The organism is Planctomyces sp. SH-PL14, from assembly GCF_001610835.1.
Taxonomy (GTDB): domain Bacteria; phylum Planctomycetota; class Planctomycetia; order Planctomycetales; family Planctomycetaceae; genus Planctomyces_A.
Genome location: NZ_CP011270.1, coordinates 1,340,574 through 1,354,463 on the forward strand (window position 1 = coordinate 1,340,574; position 13,890 = coordinate 1,354,463).

9 protein-coding genes are annotated in these 13,890 nt (G+C 65.6%); 4 read left to right on the top strand and 5 right to left on the bottom strand.

Features of this window, described 5'->3' with window-relative positions; genetic code table 11:
* Positions 1–126: 126 nt before the first annotated feature.
* Positions 127–2,148 carry an ABC transporter substrate-binding protein gene (locus VT03_RS05285; protein WP_075092023.1) on the bottom strand — a complete coding sequence of 674 codons (2,022 nt, stop codon included), beginning with the start codon at positions 2,146–2,148 and terminating at the stop codon, positions 127–129.
* Between the two features lie 568 nt (positions 2,149–2,716).
* Positions 2,717–4,387: an arylsulfatase gene (locus VT03_RS05290; RefSeq protein WP_075092024.1), complete on the bottom strand. Its 1,671-nt coding sequence runs from the start codon at positions 4,385–4,387 to the stop codon at positions 2,717–2,719.
* A gap of 483 nt (positions 4,388–4,870) precedes the next feature.
* Between VT03_RS05290 and VT03_RS05295 the strand changes: the two genes are divergently transcribed.
* Positions 4,871–6,415 carry a hypothetical protein gene (locus tag VT03_RS05295; RefSeq protein WP_156514305.1) on the top strand — a complete coding sequence of 515 codons (1,545 nt, stop codon included), beginning with the start codon at positions 4,871–4,873 and terminating at the stop codon, positions 6,413–6,415.
* Between the two features lie 102 nt (positions 6,416–6,517).
* Here the strand turns inward: VT03_RS05295 and VT03_RS05300 are convergent, their stop codons facing one another.
* Entirely contained in the window at positions 6,518–7,873 is a 1,356-nt protein-coding gene (locus VT03_RS05300; protein WP_075092026.1) for an ABC transporter permease, read from the bottom strand.
* 222 nt (positions 7,874–8,095) lie between these two features.
* Here VT03_RS05300 and VT03_RS05305 point away from each other — a divergent pair, with 222 nt between their 5' ends.
* The 3 genes from VT03_RS05305 (at position 8,096) to VT03_RS05315 (ending at position 11,725) form a co-directional block, all read left to right on the top strand.
* Positions 8,096–8,875: a cysteine peptidase family C39 domain-containing protein gene (locus VT03_RS05305; protein WP_075092027.1), complete on the top strand. Its 780-nt coding sequence runs from the start codon at positions 8,096–8,098 to the stop codon at positions 8,873–8,875.
* An 18-nt stretch (positions 8,876–8,893) separates the two neighbouring features.
* Positions 8,894–10,423 carry a RimK family protein gene (locus VT03_RS05310; RefSeq protein ID WP_197489205.1) on the top strand — a complete coding sequence of 510 codons (1,530 nt, stop codon included), beginning with the start codon at positions 8,894–8,896 and terminating at the stop codon, positions 10,421–10,423.
* Positions 10,424–10,531: 108 nt separating this feature from the next.
* Positions 10,532–11,725 carry a glycosyltransferase gene (locus tag VT03_RS05315; protein ID WP_082845958.1) on the top strand — a complete coding sequence of 398 codons (1,194 nt, stop codon included), beginning with the start codon at positions 10,532–10,534 and terminating at the stop codon, positions 11,723–11,725.
* A 13-nt stretch (positions 11,726–11,738) separates the two neighbouring features.
* Here VT03_RS05315 and VT03_RS05320 read toward each other — a convergent pair whose 3' ends face one another.
* Together VT03_RS05320 and VT03_RS05325 are read right to left on the bottom strand one after the other, a co-directional pair.
* Entirely contained in the window at positions 11,739–12,698 is a 960-nt protein-coding gene (locus tag VT03_RS05320) for a proline racemase family protein (RefSeq protein ID WP_231870603.1), read from the bottom strand.
* Positions 12,695–13,645, bottom strand: coding sequence for a dihydrodipicolinate synthase family protein (locus VT03_RS05325; RefSeq protein WP_075092028.1), 951 nt, complete (start codon positions 13,643–13,645; stop codon positions 12,695–12,697). The genes VT03_RS05320 and VT03_RS05325 overlap by 4 nt, the downstream gene beginning before the upstream one ends.
* Positions 13,646–13,890 lie beyond the last annotated feature (245 nt).

The following is a 13,890-nucleotide window of genomic DNA, read 5'->3' on the forward strand; positions in this document are numbered from 1 at the left end:
CGGGTTCAAACGATAAGTCGGAGCAAAACCGGACGCCGGAAATGGAGGAGGGACGTCAGCAGGGTTACCGGAACGCGGCTGGCCACGGGACGAGTGCCATTTTCCCGCATCCCCAGTACAGCCGCCTCACTTCACCGCCCAGAACGCATCGACGCCGGGGCTGTAGCTGTAGGGACCGCGGGGACTGAACATGTACCCCCGGAGCCGCTTGTTGAAGCCGTAGAAGGAGCTGCGGTAGTAGAGCCAGGTGTAAGGCTGCTCTTCCCAGAGGATCTCGTCGATCTTGCGGTACACCGCCTTCCGCTTCTCGAGGTCGAACTCCTTCCGCCCTTCGTCGAACAGCTTGTCGACTTCGGGATTCGAGTACTGCGTGTAGTTCCGCTGCTCGCCGGTCTTCCAGAGGTTCTCGGTGGTGCTGGGATCGGTCCCGGTTCCCCATCCGGCAAACTGGGCCTCGAATTCGTGCTTCTGGGCCTTCTCCTGCAGGACGGTGAACTCGGTCGGACGGACGTTGCAGCGGACGCCGATGTTCTCCAGGTTCTTCTTGAGGATCGTGCAGGTCTTGATCCGCAGATCGTCGTTCGCGCACATGATCTCAAACTCGAACTTCACCTTCTTGCCGCCGATCACTTTCTCGCGGACGCCGTCGTTGTCGTTGTCGACCCAGCCCGCTTCATCGAGCAGGTCTTCCGCCTTGTCGAGGTCCTGTTTGTAGGGCGTCCGCGGCGTCGCGGGGGCCATCCACGACGTCGGGTGGAACTCGCCGACCGACTGTTCGTAGAGCCCGTAGGTCAGGTCCTCGAGCAGCTCGCGGTAGTCCATCGCATAGGACATCGCCTTACGGACCCGGGCGTCGGAGAAGAAGGGGGTCTTGGTGTTCCAGCCGAAGTAGTAGTACGTCCATTCCGTGCCGCGGACCTTGGTCCCCAGCCGGTAGAACTCGTCGTCCGTCGTCTGCGTCACCCACTGGTTGGGCTGCAACTCGATGTCTTCGATGTCGCCGTTCTTGAACGCCAGGAGAGCGGTGTTGCGGTCCTCCAGAACGCGGAGCCGGACCGTCTTGAAGCGGGGCTTCTCGCGGATCTGCTTGCCATTCTGCATGTAGTACTCTTCGCGGCGCTCCAGGAGGATCTCCTGCCCCTTGAGCCGCTTGACGATGCGGTAGGCGCCGCCGACAACCGGCTCGTCTTCCAGCTTCACATGGGCCGGAGAGCTGACGAGCGTCTTGTCTTCCGGAATCGTCTTCTCATAGACGTGCTTCGGGATGACGGGGAAGTTCATGTTCCAGACGTTCGTGACGAGCGACTCCCGGTGGGCGATGACGAACGTGTGGTCGTCATAGGCGTGGACCCACTTGATCTTCTCCATCCCGGTCCGGACCGCCGGAATCGGAATGTCGTCCGTCATGATGACTTCGTAGGTGAAGACGACGTCATGAGCCGTGATCGGCTTGCCGTCGCTCCAAGTCAGGTCGCTCCGCATCACGACCTTGTCGTACAGCTTGTCCTTGCTGGTCTGCCAGGAGACGACCGTGTCGGAGACCGCGCCGGGCTCAAGTTTCCAGTCGAAGGAGAAGAACCCGATCCCGGTCAGGTTCAGGAGATAGCCTTCGTAGACCGAACTCTGCATCAGCGGATTGGTCGACTTGATGTCCGCCGGAATATGCCGGTTGAACGGCGTTGTGTCGTCGAGGTCTCCTTCCGCGGCCGGGGGGCGTCCCAGGCCGTCCAAGATCTGGGCGTTGATCTCGGCGCTCGTGTTCCGCAGCTTGAGGGCGTCCGCCGCCGAGGTCTTCTGGGGCTTCGTCGCGAGGTAGTCCGCGAGATGCTTGCGGTAGTCGACGATCGGGCTGTCGCCCCACTCGACCCTCTTTTCCAGTTCTTCGAGAGGGGGAACCTTCTCGGTCTGTTTGAAGATCGTCACCTTTCCGCCCGACGGGTCAGCCGCGGGAGCCGCGGTCTCGGACATCGGGGCGGCGGGCGGCGGCGAATCCCCGGACTTGGGGGGAGCGGCGGAGGGCTCCTTGTCCGACAGAGCGGACGAAGAAGGGGGAGCTGCCGGAGGGGACGGCGAGTCGCAGCCGATGAGCGGGACGAGAAAACCGGAGAGAAGTCCGAGAGCAACGAGCCGCCGTCTCATCATTCGCATCGAGCCGAATCCTTAACACGAATACGCGAACTGTCTGTGCCCCAACGCAGCGAGCGAACCTCCTTGAGGCAGGGCGATTCTGGCAAAGCGGCCGGAGACGGGCAAGCCGCATCGATGGCTGCCGGGGATTTCGGGGGCATTCGCCGATTGGCGGAAATTGTGTCGAGGCGGACGGATCCTCAATGCGCAACCGATGTCATTCGGCCAGCTGGGTCCAGAGGGACCCTGGTCAGGGGTTGCAAGGGGGAGAATCCCCCTTGCCCGCCGGAGGCCTGACCGTCGAGAGATGTCTGAAGGAGTCCGTCTCCAAGCGCGGACAACGTGCCGAATGCCCCCTCACCAACCCGCTGGGATCCTAGAGCGAGCGGTGAGTCCTCATCGCCGGTACCACAAAGGGGACATCCGTTGCTTACCACGGTTCCTCATGGAAGTGCCTCCGGGGTCAAGGGGGGCTGTGTTGTTTCTTTGGCCCCTTTGACCCCGGCTACCGTCGCACGTCGGGATTGAGCCATGGGAACCGTGCCGGCAAGGACGCAGTTCGAGCCAATGCAGCGATGCGACAGCCGCCTCACCGGGGCTTCGCCGTTCCCGCCTTGGGCTTCGCCTTCTCCGCCTCAACGGGCTTCTCGGCGTCCGGCTCGGGCTTGGATTCCGCCGGCTTCGCCTTCGGTCGGAGCGGCATGCTCGGCTGCGGAGTCGCGCCGGGACGGGGTTCCGGCGGCATCGGCGTCTTCGGTTTGCCCGCAGGCGCCGGTTCCGGCCCGATCGGCTTCTTCCCCGGCGGAGAAGGCGCGCCGGCCGGTGTCGGCTCGCGTTCCGGACGCGGATCGGGAATGTTTGGCGGCCGCTTGCCGTCGAGCGACCAGTAGAGGCCCGGCTCGTGAGCCTCGTAAAAGATCCCCGCCATGTGGCGGACAATGTCCGGCGTCGACTTGGCGACGTCCCGCGACTCCTGCGGGTCGCTCTCCAGGTCATACAACTCGATCGGGTTGTCCGCGCCTTCGTAGCGGACTCCCTTCCATTTCCCCATCCGGGCGGCCTGCGCGACCTTCCCCTCGTAGAACTCCCAATACAGGTACTCGTGCTCCCGCTGGCGGGTCGGGTCCTGAACGAGCGTCGGGACCAGGCTCAGGCTATCCCAGTCGTTGAGCGGAGGGACACCCGCCAGCTCGCAGGCGGTCGCGGCAACGTCACCGTGGTAGCTGATGTGGTGCGAAACCGTTCCGGGAGCGATCTTGCCGGGCCAGCGGACGACGAACGGGACGCGCAGCCCGCCGTCATACATCGCCCGCTTGATCCCCCGCAGGCCGCCATTCGACTGGAAGAAGTCGGGATCGTGCCCCCCTTCGCGGTGCGGCCCGTTGTCCGAGGTGAAGATCACGATCGTCTGGTCGTCGATCCCCAGATCCTTGAGCTTCTGCATCACCTGCCCGAGGTCGCGGTCCATCCGGGCGACCATGGCGGCGAACGCCTTCTCGTTTTCGGGCCAGTCCTTGTCCTTGAACTCGCCCAAGTCCGGGATCTCCATCCCGGCGTTCTTCCCCTCGTTGTTGGCGTGCGGCAGGGTGGTCGGCAGGTAGAGGAAGAACCGCTCCTTCTGGTGCTGCTCCAGGAACTGCAGCGCCTGGGCCTGGATCAGGTCCGGCGCGTAGTCGACCTTTTCGCTCGCCACGCCGGTCCCGTAGAGGGTGTCCATGTCTCCGGGGACCACATTCCTGAGCTTCACGCGGCTTCGGTCTTCGACCAGGAACGACGGGTAGTAGTTGTGGGCATGGTGCTGGTCGAGGTAGCCGTAGAACTTGTCGAACCCCTGCTGGGTCGGAAGGCCCGAGGTGTTCTCCTGCCCCAGGCCCCACTTGCCGAACATTCCGCTGAGGTATCCGGCCTTTCCGAGAAGTTCCGCGATCGTCACGTCCCCCGCCCGCAGGCTGAGCTTGGAGTTCCCGCGGATGAGGGTCCGGCCGCCGTGGAACCCGGTCATCAGGACGCAGCGGGAGGGGGCGCAGACTGTCGCACCCGCGTAGTAGTTCGTGAACCGCATTCCTTCGGCGGCAAGTTTGTCGATGTTCGGGGTGGGGATCCGTTTCTGGCCGTAGCAGCCGACGTCGCCGTAGCCGAGGTCATCCGCCAGGAACAGGACGATGTTCGGTTTGGGGAGTGGATCGGCCGCGTGCGCGGCGGTGGTGGCCACCGAGACCAGGACGAGCAGCAGTGAAAGGCAAAGGACGGTTCGGCGCATATCCGCTCTCGAAATCATTGGCCAGAGACGGGATTGAGCGTAAGTCCGGGAGGGAGAGGGATGCAACTGGAACTTCAAGAGGAGGGAAACAGGCTCGCGCCGATGGCGTACTTGCCGGTGCGACTCCCATAGCTCAAACCCAACGTGCCACGGCAGCCAGGGGTCAAGGGGGCCACGCCCCCTTGCCGCCGGAGGCGCTTCCACGAGGAACCGTGGTAGGCAACGGACGTCCCCTTTGTGGGACCAGCGTTGAGGACTCCCCACTCGCTCCGCGCTCACCGCGCGTTGGTGAGGGGGCATACGGCACGGTGTCCGCGCTTGGATACGTGCTGTTTCCCATGGTGTCCGGCGAGACGGCCTCCGGCGGGCAAAGGGCCAAAAACATACACAGGCCCCTCTGCACTCCCCACCAGGGTGCCCCTGGACCGGTTCTTGTCCCTTGCAGGGTCGATCCGGTCCCGACTCCACACATATAACTCCTCCATGCGCTCTCCCATGCTCCGGCCCCTGCTCGCATTCCTCCTCCTTCTGGCTTCGGCCCAGGCCCAGCACGTCTCCGCCCAGTCGCGACCGGCTCCCATGGAGATCCGCGTCGTCGACGACAGCTCCGGACGCGGCCTCCCCCTCGTCGAACTGGAGACGGTCCACAACGTCCGGCACATCACGGACAACGCCGGCCGCATCGCCTACGACGAACCGGCCCACAACGGCGAAGAGATCTTCTTCGACATCCACTGCCACGGCTACGAAGCCCCCAAAGACGGCTTGGGGATTCGCGGAGTGCGAATCCGGATCGAAGCTGGCGGAAAGAGGGAGATCCGCCTCCCGCGGCAGAACATCGCCGAGCGGCTCTACCGCCTGACCGGCCGGGATCTCTATCGCGACTCCGTCCTCCTGGGGCACGAGACGCCGCTCAAAGCCCCCGGCGGCCCGGCCCAGGTCGCCGGCCAGGACTCGGTACTCGCCGTTCCGTATCGAGGAAAACTTCACTGGTTCTGGGGAGACACGAACCGTCTTGCGTATCCACTCGGACGGTTCCGGACGACGGGCGCGACAACGCCGCTCCCGGGCCCGGACCTCCAGCCGGAGGTCGGGATCAACTACGACTACTTCGTCGGCGCGGACGGATTCGCCCGCGACATGGTCGAAGTCGCGAATCCCGAAGGGGTCGTCTGGATCGACGGCGTGACGACCGTCCCGGACAACGGGGGACGGGAACGACTCGTCGCCCGCTTCTCCCGCCGCAAGGGCCTGGCCGACGCCCTCCAGCAGGGGATGGTCGTCTATAACGACGACCGGGACCTGTTCGAAGTCCGGACCGAGATCCCGCTGACCGAAGAATGGCGGTTCCTCCGCGATCATCCGATCACGGTCGAAGACGGCGGCGAGACCTACCTGGCCAGCGGCAATCCGTTCCCGGTGACGAGAGTCCGCAAGACACTCGAGGAGGCGCTCAAGCCGGCCGCGTTCCGGTCCTGGTCCTGCATGGACCCCGCCGCCGATCCCAAGTCGGTTCCGCCGCGCCGCAGGGCGGACGGCACGCTCGACTGGCAGTGGCAGGACGGTCCGCCGGTGACGGTCGCCATCGAGCAGCGGTGGCTCAAGGAAAAGTCGATCCGTGCCGAAGAGGCCTATTTCCTCCCCGAACACGCCGGCCAGCCCGGGACGCAGGTTTTCCCGCACACCGGCACCGTGCAGTGGAACGCTTACCGGAAGAAATGGATCCTGATCGTCGTCGAACTGGCGAAGGACAAGAAGAGCCCCTCGATGCTCGGAGAGGTCTACTACTCCGAGGCGGACGAGCCGCACGGCCCCTTCCGGAAGGCAGTGAAAATTCTCTCGCACGACAAGCAGACGTTCTACAACCCCTGCCATCACGTCTTCTTCGACCAGGACGGCGGGAAGACGATCTACTTCGAGGGGACCTACTGCAACACGTTCACGACCGCGCCGGCGACGCAGCGGTACAACTACAACCAGATGCTGTACCGGCTCGATCTGGCGGACGAGCGCTTGCGGCTCCCATAGTGGTGCAGTTCTCCGAACCGCACGAGACGAAACCGCCACCGTGCCAAGTGACAAGTCCCGCTGTCGCCCGAACGGCGGTATGCGACTCGGAGAGTCGCACCACTATGCCGCGCGGCGAATCGCCGCCATGGGCGACATTCGGGCCGCGTACCACGCCGGGTAAGCCCCGCCCAGAACCCCCAGGAGCACGCTGCATCCCAGCCCCAGCAGGATCAGTCCCGGACCGGCGTGAAGGTGCAGACGGTCGGGCCAGATCGAGTTCAGCACGCGGGTGGCGATGAATCCGCAGATCGCCCCCAGCACGCCGCCCCACGCCCCCAGCAGCGCACTCTCGAGCGTCACCAGCTTGACGATGTCGTTCCGCGTCCAGCCGTTCGCCCGCAGGACTCCAAACTCGATCGTCCGTTCCGTGACGCTCATCAGCATCGTGTTCACGATGCTCAGGCTGGCGATGACCAGCCCGATCGTCGTCATGATCCCCAGGAACAGGTTCAGGTCTCCGCTGAACTCATTGAACCGGTCCGCCCAGTCGTTCGCCGAACGGACTTCGACCGCGGACGCCCCCTCCGTCCCTCCCCCCGTCGCCGTCCTGGCCGAGGCCGGCGTAGCCCCTTTCGAGCCGGGTGCGCCGCCGCTTCGAGGTGAAACGGGCGTCCCAGCCTGCCCACCGGTCCGGATCCACAGGTCGATCGAGCGGAACAGGTCCTGGAAGGGATTCGTCTGAGCGGCCCCCAGCAGCGACGGAGTCCAGTGCGAGTGCCCGCGGCCGACGAACAGGGCCTCGATCGCCTTCGTCAGCACCTTGTCCGGTACGGTCCCGTCCTGCTCGACGTAGTAGGAGCAGACGTTCTCGGGCGGGATCCGGGCAATGCTCCGGCAGGTCCCGATATCGCACAGGATGTTGACGTCCAGCAGCAGGGAGCCGCATTCGTAGATCCCGATGATCAGCACATTCTCGCCGTTCACCGCCAGAGCGTCGCCGATTCCCTTCTGAAATTCGTCGGCAATCTGGCGGCTCACGACGCAGCGGTTGGTCCCGCGGTCCCCCGGCTCCAGGAACCGCCCCTTTTTGAGCCCCTCCCGGAAGACGTCTTTCTTCAGCTTCAGCCGGCTCTCGACGTCGAAACCGATCAGGAACCGCGGCGGACTGATGATGTTTTTGCCGTCGATGATGTTGGCCCGCCCCATCACTTCGGCGTTGACCACTCGAACGCCGGGGACTTTTTCGATCTCCTGCTTCCAACTGCTGGGCATGTTGGAAAAGAGGGGGAACGGCGCCCCGCGCTGCTGCACCAGGATCCCCGGGATCTGGTCAAACGTCGAAACGACCAGGCTCTGGATCCCGCCGGCGATCGAGAACAGCCCCACCATCCCGGCAATGGCGACCGTCAGCCCCAGGATCGACAGGGCGGATCGGACAGGGCGGCTGCGAAGATTCCCGATGGCAAAGCGGAACATACGTCGGCACAACAGGGGTCAGTCGGGGCGGGTACGGGACGAGGAGCAGACGCGAGCGACAAAACGGCGGGCAAAGGCCGGATGTCCGATCAAGTCTAGGGAGCCCGGACGGGGAATACAGGCCGAAATCGCCTCGGCCACCCGCCTCTCATCTCCTTCATACTGGCGAATCCCGATACGACCGCTCTTTGCGGGACGGAGATTTCAAAATACGATCCCCGCATGGAGAGTCGTCTGCACCTGGACATCGCACCGCAACCGGACAACAACACCTGCGGTCCGACGTGCCTGCACGCGATCTACAATTACTACGGTGACGAGGTCCCGCTCCCGCAACTCATCCGCGAAGTCCCGGCCCTGTCGGAAGGGGGGACGCTGGCGGTGCTCCTCGGCTGCCACGCCCTGGCCCGCGGCTACACGGTCAAGCTCTACACCTACAACCTGACGGTATTCGACCCGACGTGGTTCCAGCCCGGCGGCCCGCCGATCGCCGATCGACTTCGGAAGCAGATGGAGCTGAAGGACATTCCCAAGCTGCGACTCGCGTCGCAGGCGTACCTTGAGTTCCTCCGCCTGGGGGGGAGCCTCCGGATGGAGGACATGACGGGAAACCTGCTCCGCCGCTACCTCAAGCGGGCAATCCCGATCATTTCCGGCCTCAGCGCCACCTATCTGTACAACGAGCCCCGCGAATCGATGGACGGCGGACCGGACGACGTCGGCGGGACACCGCAAGGCCATTTTGTGGTCCTGTGCGGTTATGACGCCATTGAACGCTCTGTCCTGGTGGCCGATCCCCTTCAGCCGAACCCGCTGGCGGCGCCGAACGGCAAATATGATGTTGACCTCGACCGGCTGATGTGTGCAATCATGCTCGGCGTGGTCACCTACGACAGCAACCTGCTGGTGATCCAACCGAAAGGTCGGAAAGACTGGATTGCCGCACCGGACTCGGACGGGTCCGGAGCGAGACCCGCGGTCGATGCGCCTCGACCGGACTGAACCCCCAGGGACGGGAACGTGATTGTCGCGACGAACAACGGTACGGACGAAAAGCCACTGCAGCGCAAGGACGGAGCGATGTCGACGTTGATCGTCGCCAATTCCCCGAAGGACTGGCCCTTCGAGATCCCCGGCGTCGAAATCGTCGACGCCTGGGACTACCTCACCCAGTCGGAATACAGCGATCTGCGGGGGGCCAAGGTCCTCAACCTCTGCCGCTCCTACAGCTACCAGAGCACGGGCTACTACGTCTCCCTGCTGGCGGAGGCCCGCGGCCACAAGCCGATCCCCAGCATCCAGACGCTGCAGGACATCCGCTCCCAATCGATCGTCCGGGTCGTCTCGGACGACCTCGACGACCTCGTCCAGGAGTGCCTCGGCAGCCTGCACTCGGAGGAGTTCGAGCTCAGCGTCTACTTCGGCCGGAACATGGCCAAGAAGTACGACCGGCTCGCCCTGCAGCTGTTCAACCTCTTCCAGGCCCCGCTGATCCGGGTCAAGTTCGGCAAGAACAAAAAGTGGTCGATCCGCAGCGTCAAGGCGATCAGCGGCCAGGACGTCCCGGAGTCGCACCGCCCGTTCGTCGCCGAGGCGGCCGCGAAGCATTTCTCCGGCCGCGCGGTCTCGAAGCCTAAAAAGGCCCGCAGCCGCTACGACATGGCGATCCTGTGGGACGCCACCGCCCAGAACACCCCGTCGGACGAAGCGGCCCTCAAGAAGTTCATCAAGGCCGGCACGAGCATGGGGATCGAGGTCGAAGTCATCTCCAAGGATGACTACGGCCGGCTCCTCGAATTCGACGCCCTGTTCATCCGCGAAACGACCGGGATCAACGACCACACCTATCGCTTCTCCCGCACGGCGGCGAACGAAGGGCTCGTCGTCATGGACGACCCGCAGTCAATCGCCCGCTGCACCAACAAGGTGTTCCTCGCCGAGCTGATGGAGCGGCACGAGATCCCGACCCCCAAGACACTCGTCCTCCACGAGGACAACGTCGACGAGGTGGTCGCCAAGCTCGGCTTCCCGATGGTCCTCAAGAAGCCGGACAGCGCCTTCTCGCAGGGCGTGGTCAAAATGAAGACCGAGGACGAACTCCGCGAGCGCCTGAAGGAGTTCTTCGAGGAGTCCGAGCTGCTCGTCGCCCAAGAGTTCCTGCCGACGGAATTCGACTGGCGGATCGGGATCCTCGACCGCCGGCCGCTCTTCGCCTGCAAGTACTTCATGGCCCCCGGCCACTGGCAGATCATCCAGCAGGAAAAGACGGGCGACGGCCGTTACGGCAAGTACGAAACCCTCCCGGTCGAGCTCGCCCCCCGCAAGGCGGTCAGCGTGGCCCTCAAGGCGGCGAACCTGATCGGCGACGGCCTCTACGGGGTCGACGTCAAGCAGTCGGGTGGAAACTTCTACGTCATCGAAGTGAACGACAACCCGAACATCGAGCAGGGTGTCGAGGACTCGATCCTCCGCGACGACCTGTACCACCGGATCATGGCGTGCTTCCTCGCCCGCCTCGAACGCCGCCGCGCCTGGGTGCCGGCGGAGTGAGATCCGGTCCGTTGTCACCTTCGTCCGGGAAGGCGAGGCTCCTGCCGAGCCGCAGGCCGGGGGACGCGTTGAACTTGGCCTCGGCTGGCATCAGAATCCCCCATCCCGATGGCGATCCCCGATGACAGTCTGACGTCCCAACCCGCTGAGGCCCCGCCTGCGGAGCAGGATGGCCGCATTCGCCTCGCTCTCGTCATTCCCACGCTCGACCAGTCCGGGGCGGAGAAGCAGCTCTCCCTGCTGGCGACGGGGCTCCCCCGGGACCGTTTCCAGGTCGATGTCGTCGCCCTGACCCGCTCGGGACCTCTCGAAGCGGTTCTTCGCGAGGCGGGAATCCCAGTCCACGTCATCGGAAAGCGCTGGCGGTTCGACCCATTTCCGGTCCTCCGGCTGCGGCAGTGGATCCGCGAGCGCCGCCCCGGCATCGTCCACTCCTGGCTCTTCGCGGCGAACTCCGCGGTCCGGATGGCGGTCCCCTCCCGCTCGCCGGTCAAAGTCGTCGTGAGCGAGCGCTGCGTCGACAGCTGGAAATCGAGCTGGCAGCTGTGGCTCGACCGCCGGCTCGCCCGGCGGACGGACCACCTCGTCGGAAACTCGCAGAGCGTCGTCGACTTCTACCGCGCGCAGGGAATCGCGTCGGTCCCGATGAGCGTCATCCCGAACGGCGTGACGGTCCCCGCGGATCCAGGCCAGACCCGCGCCGAATTCTTCGCGACGGTCGGCATTCCCGCCGATGCCCGGGTCGCCCTGTACGTCGGACGGCTGGCGAAGCAGAAGCGGCTCACGGATCTGCTGTGGGCCGCGCAGCTCGTCCGCCAGAAGGATCCCCGATTCCGGTTCCTCCTCGTCGGCGACGGCCCCGAACGGGCGGCTCTGGAGGAGCATGCCCGCAACGTGGAAGTCTCCGAGTTCGTCCGATTCCTGGGCCATCGCCCGGACGCCGCGTCGCTCCTGCATCATGCCGACGTCTTCTGGCTGGCGAGCGATTTTGAAGGGATGTCGAACAGCCTGATGGAGGCGATGGCGTGCGGAAAGCCGTGCGTCGTGAGCGACATCCCCCCCAACCGCGAGCTCGTCCTCCACGGCGAGACGGGCTACTGCATCAATCCGGGCGACAGCGTCGGCTTCGCCCAGTTCACGAGCCGTATCCTCGAGGATCTTCCCCTCGCCGATCGCCTCGGTCAGGCCGGCCGGCAGCGGATGGCGGCGGAGTTCCGGATTGACCAGATGGTCGAGCGGCATGCGGCGCTCTACGAATCGCTCGTGCGGGACTCCGTCTTGTCCGGTCAATCCGCGGGGTGATCCGGAAACCGGATCAGCTTCCCAGCGAGATTCCGTGGCGGAAGGGATCGGCCGGTTGCCGGATCAGGGTCGACTCCCCGCAGATATAGGCGCGGCCGGTGATCGTCGGATGGATCCGGCCGGCGGTCCCTTCCCGGTAACGGGCGGTGAACCGGCTGCCAATGATGCTTTCCTGGACCCACGTCTCCCCCGGTCCCAGCTTCCCCGCCGCCGCCAGACAGGCGAGCTTGGCGCTCGTTCCCGTCCCGCACGGGGAGCGGTCATAGGCTCCTCCCGGACAGTAGACGAAGTTGCGGCTATGGGCGTCGGGAGCCTGAGCGGGGCCGAAGAACTCGATGTGGTCGATCTCCTGCCCCTCGGCCCCCGTGATCTGCTGCCGCCGGAGCGCGGCACGAACGCTGTCGGCGGCATCGTTCAGGCGGCGGAGGTTCGCCGGGGTCAGCGGGCAGGGGGACTGCTCCACCAGGAAGAACCAGTTCCCTCCCCAGGCGACATCCCCCACGACGGTCCCCAGCCCTTCGACGTCGACCGCCATCTGGCTGCGGTAGCGATAGCTCGGCACGTTGCCGATCGCCGCCTGGTTGGGATCGATCAGTTCGACGTCGACGACCCCGACGGGGGTTTCGAGCCGGTGCATCCCCGGACCGATCCGGCCGAGATAGGCCAGCGTCACCGCGACGCCGATCGCCCCGTGACCGCACATCCCGAGATAGCCGGCGTTGTTGAAGAAGATCACCCCCGCCGCGCACGACGGGTCTTCGGGCTCGCACAGGAGCGCCCCGACGAGCGCTTCCGAGCCGCGGGGCTCCAGGATGCAGGTCCGGCGGAAGTCGTCCGCCGTCTCGCGGAAGCGGCTCAGCCGGTCCTTGAGCGGGCCGGCCCCGAGATCCGGCCCGCCACTGAGGACGACCCGCGTCGGCTCCCCCTCGGTGTGAGAGTCGATCACGCGAATCGGGAGGTCGGAGAGGCTCACTTCGTCTCCCCCCGTCCCGGCCAGGCGCTCCACCAGCTCTTGAACAGCGTCCACTGGCTGCGGACGAATTCCCGCTGCGTGGGACTCAGGGCGTCGGTCGCCTGGAAGTGGTGCTCGTACTCGGGATTCCCTTCGAGGACCATCAGGTACTTGTAGTAGAGGACGAGGTCCGGCCCTTCGTCGTATTTCGAAAGGACCTGCAGGGCTTCTTCGAGCTCCTGCGCCCGCCTCCGCGACTCGGGATCACCCGCGGCCGCTTTCTCGCAGAGGCTCACGAGCCGCAGCACCGGCCCGGGGAGCGCGTTGCCGATGCCCGTGATCGCGCCGACCGCCCCGCACCGGACAAAGCCGTGGTAGACCTGCGTGTCGACGCCGACCATCAGCGCCAGGTCCGGGTCGCCGCTCGTGATGAACTCCGCGGCGTAACTGAGCGAGTCCGCGCCGCCGAATTCCTTGAAGCCCACGAGATTGCGGTGGTCCCGCCGCAGCTCGGCGAACAGTCCCGCCCGGGTCTGGTAGCCGTAATAGGGGCTGTTGTAGATCACGGCGGGAAGGTCCCCGCCGGCGCGGAGGACCTCGGAGAAGTGTGCCCGCTGGGCCGATTCGGAAATCCCGCGTGAGAGGACGCGGGGAATGACCATCAGTCCCGCGGCTCCGACCTTCCGGGCGTGGGCCGCATGTTCGGCGGCGAGGCGAGTGTTCTGGGCTCCCGTCCCGACGACGACCGGCACCCCCGCTTCGACGAGCCGGCGCACCCCTTCCTGCCGCTGGGCGTCGGTCAGAAGAGGCCAGTCTCCCATCGACCCGCAGTAGACGACCGCCCGCATCCCGGCGGCGACGAGTTCCCGTCCCTTGCGAACGAGGGGGTCGTACTCAATGGTCCCGTCGGCCCGGCAGGGGGTCATCAGGGCGGGCATGCAACCGCGGAAGAGATCAGAGGCGGACATGAGTGCGAACGTTCTCGGAGGGGACGGGGGTCTCGCGGACTGTCGCCGGCGACGAGGCTGATGGTATCGCCGCGCCTCGTTCAAGTCTTCGTCCCCGGGGTTGGCACGGGTTGCCAACGCCCGAGCCTCGCCGCTCTCCCCCATCACCGCTTCGCGCGTCAGGCATCCCTTGCTGGACTCCGCGAGGCCGGTCGGCACACACTCCCCCGTGCGCGGCCTTCGCGGATCGGCGAGCACGCGAGGAG

Coding starts and splice junctions, on each gene's coding strand:
- VT03_RS05290 (WP_075092024.1), bottom strand. CDS start 4,387: ATGCGCCGAACCGTCCTTTGCCTTTCACTGCTGCTCGTCCTGGTCTCG.
- VT03_RS05325 (WP_075092028.1), bottom strand. CDS start 13,645: ATGTCCGCCTCTGATCTCTTCCGCGGTTGCATGCCCGCCCTGATGACC.
- VT03_RS05305 (WP_075092027.1), top strand. CDS start 8,096: ATGGAGAGTCGTCTGCACCTGGACATCGCACCGCAACCGGACAACAAC.
- VT03_RS05285 (WP_075092023.1), bottom strand. CDS start 2,148: ATGCGAATGATGAGACGGCGGCTCGTTGCTCTCGGACTTCTCTCCGGT.
- VT03_RS05300 (WP_075092026.1), bottom strand. CDS start 7,873: ATGTTCCGCTTTGCCATCGGGAATCTTCGCAGCCGCCCTGTCCGATCC.
- VT03_RS05315 (WP_082845958.1), top strand. CDS start 10,532: ATGGCGATCCCCGATGACAGTCTGACGTCCCAACCCGCTGAGGCCCCG.
- VT03_RS05295 (WP_156514305.1), top strand. CDS start 4,871: ATGCGCTCTCCCATGCTCCGGCCCCTGCTCGCATTCCTCCTCCTTCTG.